Origin of the sequence: Pantoea sp. AS142 (genome assembly GCF_037152305.1) — a bacterium.
Classification (GTDB): domain Bacteria; phylum Pseudomonadota; class Gammaproteobacteria; order Enterobacterales; family Enterobacteriaceae; genus Pantoea.
On the sequence record NZ_JBBCMO010000022.1, the window covers coordinates 1 to 4650 of the forward strand.

At 51.2% G+C, this 4650-nt stretch carries 3 protein-coding genes and 4 pseudogenes; 5 read left to right on the top strand and 2 right to left on the bottom strand.

All coding sequences use genetic code 11. From position 1 onward, the window contains the following. Positions 1-328: 328 nt before the first annotated feature. Together WFO64_RS22300 and WFO64_RS22305 are read left to right on the top strand one after the other, a co-directional pair. A pseudogene (locus WFO64_RS22300) lies at positions 329-493 on the top strand (CPCC family cysteine-rich protein); the annotation flags it as partial. Between the two features lie 688 nt (positions 494-1181). Then, positions 1182-1519 (top strand): annotated as a pseudogene (locus WFO64_RS22305) (cupin domain-containing protein). Between the two features lie 447 nt (positions 1520-1966). On the opposite strand, the pseudogene WFO64_RS22310 reads toward WFO64_RS22305, so the two are convergent. Together WFO64_RS22310 and WFO64_RS22315 are read right to left on the bottom strand one after the other, a co-directional pair. Continuing rightward, positions 1967-2194 (bottom strand): annotated as a pseudogene (locus WFO64_RS22310) (Y-family DNA polymerase); the annotation flags it as partial. Between the two features lie 2 nt (positions 2195-2196). After that, entirely contained in the window at positions 2197-2574 is a 378-nt protein-coding gene (locus WFO64_RS22315) for a peptidase (protein ID WP_337014393.1), read from the bottom strand. 137 nt (positions 2575-2711) lie between these two features. Here WFO64_RS22315 and WFO64_RS22320 point away from each other — a divergent pair, with 137 nt between their 5' ends. The 3 genes and pseudogenes from WFO64_RS22320 to WFO64_RS22330 all read left to right on the top strand — a co-directional run. Next, positions 2712-3392, top strand: a complete 681-nt coding sequence (locus WFO64_RS22320) for an SOS response-associated peptidase family protein (RefSeq protein ID WP_337014395.1) — start codon at positions 2712-2714, stop codon at positions 3390-3392. A gap of 470 nt (positions 3393-3862) precedes the next feature. Then, on the top strand, positions 3863-4312 hold the full coding sequence (umuD, locus tag WFO64_RS22325; RefSeq protein ID WP_109653998.1) for a translesion error-prone DNA polymerase V autoproteolytic subunit: 450 nt from the start codon (positions 3863-3865) through the stop codon (positions 4310-4312). A gap of 8 nt (positions 4313-4320) precedes the next feature. Then, positions 4321-4548: pseudogene (locus WFO64_RS22330) on the top strand (Y-family DNA polymerase); the annotation flags it as partial. Positions 4549-4650: the final 102 nt, after the last annotated feature.

The following is a 4650-nucleotide window of genomic DNA, read 5'->3' on the forward strand; positions in this document are numbered from 1 at the left end:
CCAAAAGCATCATTGAACATCGCAAATAACCGTGAACGGATGCGCAGTTTACTGTGCTGACCTGTTCCCGGTTGACTAATACACCGCGATGTTAGCAACATCCATGGCGACCCAATTTCGAACGTCTGCTGATCGCTCATAGCGGACCTTGGCCTGCCGTCAGTCCGCTTTGTGCCAAAAGCGGAAGTAGCTAACAGCAATCAATGTTGATCAAAGGGGAGCAGGTCAAAGGATGTATATTGAGTGCCTATGGCAATGTTTAAATGTGAAAAAGGTATAGAAGACAGGAGTAAGCAATGAAAAACATAATCTTCATCCCTGTCCTTGCTGTGAGGAAAATACTATAACTCAACTTGGAAGCTATGAAATTTGCCTTATTTGCAAGTGGGAAGATGACCCCGTTCAGTCTTTAGATCCGGGTTTTTCAGGGGGAGGAAATACACTCTGTCTTATGGATGCCAAGAGAAAATTAGAGCCAAAAATCAGAGAGTAAGATTTCAGGGCACCACTGTCTAAAGGCGATAACGTTGCCCTTGTTAACGAATAAATGGCTAGGCAAGTAAAATCTCCACGTATAGTGACTACAACGTACGGCCGCTTTTCACTCATAGCGGACTTTCATCACTAGCAATCACTGCGCTTCTTTTGAAAAAAACGCCCAGGTTGACATCAAACATAACTGTTCGCCCGTTCCCCGCCCTACGCGGGACATTCAGTCCGCTCAGGCGGCGCGTGCGGCTTCCGGTGGCCGGACTGCGGTTCCTTGATGAGTGGAGGGTGAGCGGTTCGTCAGATGCACCCATCATCTGTGACCGTAGCCACTGCCGGTGGGAAGATTACAGGCCCTGATATTTTCACCCGATGCCGCCCCTACCGGCGGCATCTCTTCGGTAAGGGATAATATACCCTCTTAACTTGCAAGCGGAGATCAGGATTAAAGAGGCCATTTTCGAGGGATAGAGAAAGTGAAGGTCTGCTTTGAGCGAGAAGCGGACCTCACTATCCTGTCTATAAACTCCTATGCCCATTAATCCATGGCTATTCAGTATATTGAAACATGCAATTCAGCTCCTTAATGCACTAACCCATGAAAAAATGTATTGCGAATCAATATCATACCTGAGTATAACTTCATCAGATTATTGGATTATTGGAAAAGTCGCATAAACAGGAGAGGTATGATGATTTCAAAAGAAAATGCAGAGCATTATGTCTGGGGCGATGATTGCGACGGCTGGTATCTGGTAAACCGACAAGACATGCTGGTCATTCATGAAAAAATGCCGTCAGGTACTGCTGAAAAGCGACACTGGCACTCTGTCTCAAGACAGTTTTTCTTTGTGCTCAATGGTGTTTTATCTATGGAGTTAAGGGTGAAACGCACAATATTAAACCCCTGCAGGGATTAGAGATTCCCCCGGGGGCAAAACATCAAGCCAGAAACGACACGGAGTCTCCCGTGGAATTTATTGTGATTTCACATCCCACAACACGAGGGGATCGTACTGACCTTCCTTGACCCTGCTGGCAACTCACGAACAATGGCTATGGCTTGTCATAACGTAAGTCCGAGTGGTGACGCTAACGTACCTGAGTATTGGCAACGTCCGCTTCTGGCCCAAAGCGGCCCGTTTTAACCTTCGGGTTTAAGGGGCATTCTTTTAAGAGCCTGTTCGATTTTCTCTGCGTCCTGTTCCACGATGGCTCTTTCATCGGGTGTGAGCGGAACTTCTTCAAGGTAACGTCTGACAGAGGCTTTGCTTTCCAGTACCAGCCCGCGCGCGCGCTCCATCGGTAGGCGGCGAGTGTGGCCTGTGTCCGGCCCAGATCGGATAACAGTTTCAGCCAGCGCTCTGCCAGTAACAGGACGTGTTCATCCGGTGGGATCGGCATTGTGTTCACCTCTGACAGCAACACTGCTGCTCAAAGATTACTCAGTCAATGTTGCATTCCACGTAACTTACTACAGTTCGTAATTTGAGCTGAACACCTGCACGCCGTTCTCTCTGAAATAGCGTTCGTTCTGAAACAGGGGAGCGGCCATCTTAATCCCTAACCGCTTTGCTTCTGCCGATCGCGCGATGACGCAGCCGTCATTATTCGATACGACGACAAGGGGTTTGCCGCGCAGGTCCGGCCTGAAGACGGTTTCACAGGAGGCATAAAAATTATTGGCATCGGCCAGCGCAAACATAATCATTCTCCTGCAGGTCCGCTGAATCCTACCCCGGCTACGTCCGTGAGGGCATAGGCAACCACACCCCATACGGGGAGCGGCTGGCTTATATCAAGCAAAGTAACAGTTTCATCCGCGTCCAGCGCCTGCAGGGCGGGAACCGGATTGAGCAGCAGGCGCCTCAGCGTCATCTCCCCGTCGAGCTCGGCCACGATAAGCTGACCGTGTGCCGGTTTCAGCGCCCGATCGATGGCCAGCACGGACCCTTTAACAATACCGACATCAGGACAGTCGATTTCGCTTCGCATGAGATAGGCAGAGTATGGGGAAAGATGCACCAGATCGCCCAGACTCAGGCGAGTTTCGGTGTAGTTCTGGGCTGGACTCTGAAAGGCCATGAATTGCTCCATTCTTTACAGCTTTTCAGCCTTGTAAGGTGAACCTGATAACGACCAGGTGTCCGTCGCGCAGGCGCAATTAATACTCCAGATATCAGTATACGTCGCTATCCTTACATCAACAGAAGGAGGTACCTATGTGTGGAAGATTTGCGCAGTACAGCAGCCGCGATGATTATTTTGATGCACTCGGCCTGAGCCCGGACGAAATCACATTCGATCCGGAACCTGTCGGGCGCTTTAACGTAGCACCAGGCACTAGAGTACTTCTTCTAAACGAACAGGAAGATTCGCTGCGCCTCGATCCGGTGTACTGGGGCTACGGACCGGAATGGTGGGATAAGCAGCCACTTATCAACGCGCGCGGTGAGACGGCAGCGAGCGGCCGCATGTTTAAGCCTCTCTGGAATCATGGCCGCGCTATCGTGCCTGCTGACGGCTGGTTCGAATGGCAGAAAGAAGGTGGTGAGAAGCAGCCATTCTTCATATTTCACAAAAAAAAGGAGCCGCTTTTCTTCGCCGCCATCGGCAGGCAGCCGTACGGTCAGGATCACGGCAAAGAGGGGTTCGTGATTGTCACATCAGCCAGCAATCAGGGCATGGTCGATATACATGACAGGCGGCCGCTGGTGATTACGCCTGATGCCGTTCGTGAATGGCTCAGCCATGAAACGTCTCCAGCGCGTGCAGAAGAAATTGCCCATGATGCTGCCGTTCCGGAAAAAGCATTTACCTGGCATCCTGTCAGTAAAAAAGTAGGCAATATTCATCACCAGGGAAGTGAGCTTATCGGGGCTTTACCCGCAGAAAAAGATTAATGCCCTTACCGTTCACAAAACTCTATATGGGTATCTCTCCGCCGGGTATCGTTTCCGGATTAAGCAATCCCGAAGAGAAATAAGGCTGCATATTTCTTTCCCTGAACGTGCAATTGTAACGCTCGCCGCAGGCCCGGCTGAGGCGTACCGCAGCGCAGCGAGGAACGAACAGCCGTGGCGAGGAAGCGTCATTTCACCGATGCCGGCATGGACTGCTTACGCCCGATACATACATTCCGCATTCTCATTAAATCAGCCTGGCACTGAAAGTCGGGCTGTCCGTCATAAAATTCCCCATCCTGTCAGACACATGGCTTCGCTTTTATTCATGGCCGCTTCGCTCCCTCTTGCCAGATTAATTCACCTCAATAATACTGTACATATAAACAGTAAAATAAGAGGAGGAATTTTATGCGCAATATCAACAGAGTTTCTGCAGTGACACGACAGCATAACCGGAGCATCTGGTCATGAATCCGGGTAACTATGCAGCAGGCCTGACATTGCTCTGGCCACCCCTGTTTACGCCCCGCATCCGGGTGCCGCTGTATGCCGATCCGTGCGCCGCCGGCTTCCCCTCCCCTGCTCAGGATTACGTTGAGAAAGAACTCGATCTGAATGAGCTCTGCATCCGCCGGCGCGCCTCGACCTTCTTCGTGCGCGCCAGTGGAAACAGTATGCGGGACCTCGGTCTCTGCGATGGTGACGTCATGGTTGTTGATCGGGCAGAGAATGCGGCTCATGGCGACATCGTGATCGCGGAGGTCAACGGTGAATTTACGGTCAAGCGTCTGCAGCTACAGCCCACGCTGGCACTGCTCCCGATGAATCCGGCCTATCCGGTAATTTATCCGGAGGAACTGCAGCTGCTCGGTGTTGTTACCTGGTTCTTTAACAGTACCCGGGCCCGCCGGAGGTGACCATGTCCATGTTTGGCCTCGCCGATGTCAACTCGTTTTACGCCAGCTGCGAGGCATTGTTTCGCCCCGATCTCCGCGGTAAGCCAGTAGTCGTGCTGTCGAACAACGACGGCTGCGTCATCGCGCGTAGCGCGGGCGCAAAAAAACTGGGTATCAAAATGGGTGCACCGTGGTTCCAGATTAAAAATCAGGACTTTAGCGAGCGCGTTCATGTGTTCAGTTCCAACTACGCGCTCTAGTAAGTTACGTGGAATGCAACATTGATTGAGTAAACTTTGAACAGCAAAGCTGTTGTCAGAGGAGAATGCAATGCTGATTCCACCGAGTGAACACGTTCT